Below are 2,794 nucleotides of genomic sequence, written 5' to 3' on the forward strand. Positions count from 1 at the left end.
CATCTGGATCGCGACGCTCTTTCCGGGACGGGGCCCGACTCTTCGGAGGAATTCTTGGAAGAGCCGATCACAACGCGATTTTCCTTCGAAATCCGCCTTGGTTTGGCTATTTTGGGCGTTCTGGGATTCATTTTGGCTGCCGTTGTGGCCTACCGATTGATAACCCTGCGCCCAAGCGAGACCGCGACGGCGTCCCACAGCGACCAGCCCGCTGCCACGGGTACGGAGAAAAACACAGGCGGGGCCACTCAGGCGGCAGGCAGTGCGGGTGCACAGTCAGTGCAACCGCCCCCGAGTCATCCGCAAAGCGAACCGAATGGCCCCGCTGGCGGGCCGACGGGCGGACTGAACGCACCGTCTCAACCAGGCTCGCCCGCGGACGCTTCATTAGCCGCGGGTACAGTTTCCGCACAAAACGATCGCGACAGAAACATCGATGCTGGCGGGGCGTCCCAGGTGTCTGACTCCGAGACGGTGTGGCCGGTCGTGCCACCGCTGAATTTAAATAACGATCCGGTGAACTCGAGCGACGGTTCAGCGGCACGGGAAGAGTCAGATTCTGCGCCCCTCGGTGCACCCATCGGAAGTGCCGCACTCAATTCCGGCTACCACGCCCTGGAGCCGAACCAGCCCGTCGCGACGGAGCAATTTCAGGCAGTTCCGCCTTTACCCTTCGGACAGCCGGACAACACCGCCACGAACAGGCCCAACGAGGGATCCGGTTTGCCCGATCAGGGATTCACCGCAGGGTGGAATCCAAGCGGACCGGATCAAAATGCGCAGGTCGTGGCCAGCAACCCCCTCCCGGCGAGGAATTCTTCGACGTTGAGCGGTGTCGGCAGCCCTGCCCACGATGCCGACGGACAGTGGCCATCGGCCGCCAATTCATTGAATAATGACACTCCGGTCAGTTCCCGGAGCGCGCCGTTCGGTACGCAGGCGCCATCGGTGCTCGGCAGTGTGCCCGGTGATTTCTTTGCCGGGGCGCCACCCCTCAGCAACCAACCCGCGACGGGCATTCCCCCCAGCTCCGCCGAGGCGAGTCCTTCGGGTCAGCCACCATCGCAATGGCCTGTTAATCCAAGCCCACCGTTTGGGAGCCACACTGGACAGAATGGTGACGGGCTGATTCCCGCCCCGCCTTCCCAATTGCCCTTGGCAGGTACAGGAACGCCGGCTACGGTTGCCAGCAGTGCACCTCCCACGGTGCCGTCTGCGTGGTCAGGCTCGCCGACGCCGGCCGCTTCGTCGGGCATGCCTTACTCTCCACCCCTCGTGGCAGATCGTAGCAACCTGACTCCGCCGTTTTCCGAGAATTCTACGGTCAATCGGCGAACCTACACGGTGCAGGAGGGAGAGACGCTCTTTGATATTGCCCGCCAGCAGCTCGGAAAGGCCTCGCGCTGGGTGGAAATCTATCAATTGAACCGTGACCGCCTCGGCGACAAACTTGAGAACTTCCGTCCCGGTATGACGCTCTTGCTTCCTGAGGACGCGGTTTCAGCCCAGGCTGCGGGGAACATTCTGCGGCAGTAGAGAGAAAACTCAATGCACACTCTGCGGACTCTGGCAGGGATGTGTCAATACGACTCGAACGTCGCAAACATTCGTGTGCGTGGGGCCTGTCCGTAACAGCGCACCGAGAGGCTCAAAAAAATGATACGCGTCATTCCGGGAAAGAAAATCTGAAGGCGAAAACCCGCGTTCCTTCGCCTGCTCGATCACAGCACGATCGACAAAAGCTCCGGCAGCATCCGTGGGACCATCTTCGCCATCCGTCCCTGCCGAGAGAATGATCACCTCCGGAGGCATCTTCTCCCAAAGAAATTCGGCGGCCGCCAAAACGAGTTGTTGGTTACGCCCACCCAGGCCTCTGACTTCTGGCGGAGCGAGTCGAACGACGGGCTCACCACCGCTGATGCGACACCGAGGCCCCGGGGAAGCGACCATCTCAAGAGCCGCTCTCGCCAGTTCACGCCCTACCTCCTCAGCGGGACCTTCCGGCTCCACGGCGCTGTCGGCCTCCACCTGATACCCCAGTTCGCGCGCCCGGGCTGCCGCTGCATCAACGGCCGTACGATTATTTCCAATCAGTAAATTGAAGATTTGACTTTGCGGCTCCACGCGTTCCCCGCGGTTGGCGGCCTTCTTTTCCAGGACGCGGAAAATCTCCTTGGGGAGCCCGGCCTCCCGGGCACCGTACTTGCTGAGAATTTCCAGCGCGTCCTGTGGCGTTGATGTGTCTGGCACAGTTGGGCCGGAAGCAATGATATCCAGCGGATCACCCAGGACGTCCGAAATGATGAGTGACACCAGCCAACCCGCACGGCAATACCGTAAAAGACCACCGCCCTTGATCCGGCTGAGTTGTTTTCGCACCGTGTTGAGTTCATTGATGTTGGCGCCGGCCGCACTGAGGAATCGTGTCACCGCTTGTTTGGCCTCCAGCGTGATTCCCGCGACAGGAGCCGGGAGCAAGGCAGATCCTCCCCCGGAAAGCAGACAGATACAAAGGTCGCTCGGTTCGAGCTCCTGAACCAGGTCCAGAATTCGCTCAGTACCATAAACAGCCTCGGGTGTCGGCTCGTTACAACCGGCGGGACGGGCCCCGTGGAGGTGAATCCAGCGCGTCGTGTGGACGCAGTCTTTGGGGACATTGACCCACCCGGTCAACTGCTTCGACTGCGCAACTTCTTCTGGAATTGCTTTCTCCAAACCGGCGACCATTCCGGCTCCCGCCTTCCCTGCACCCACGACAACAATTTTGCGGACGCTTCCCAGGTCCAGCGTTAAT

The 2,794-nt window shown here is 61.0% G+C and carries 1 protein-coding gene and 1 pseudogene; one reads left to right on the forward strand and one right to left on the reverse strand.

Annotation, left to right across the window (positions count from 1 at the left end; translation table 11 throughout):
- A pseudogene (locus tag H5U08_RS14925) lies at nucleotides 1–1,536 on the forward strand (LysM peptidoglycan-binding domain-containing protein); the annotation flags it as partial.
- 9 nt (nucleotides 1,537–1,545) lie between these two features.
- Here the strand turns inward: H5U08_RS14925 and H5U08_RS14930 are convergent.
- A partial coding sequence (locus tag H5U08_RS14930) for a DUF4147 domain-containing protein (protein WP_297034769.1) occupies nucleotides 1,546–2,794 on the reverse strand: 1,249 nt, incomplete at its 5' end.

Origin of the sequence: Thermogutta sp. (assembly GCF_014359955.1) — a bacterium.
In the GTDB taxonomy this organism is placed as follows: Bacteria; Planctomycetota; Planctomycetia; order Pirellulales; family Thermoguttaceae; genus Thermogutta.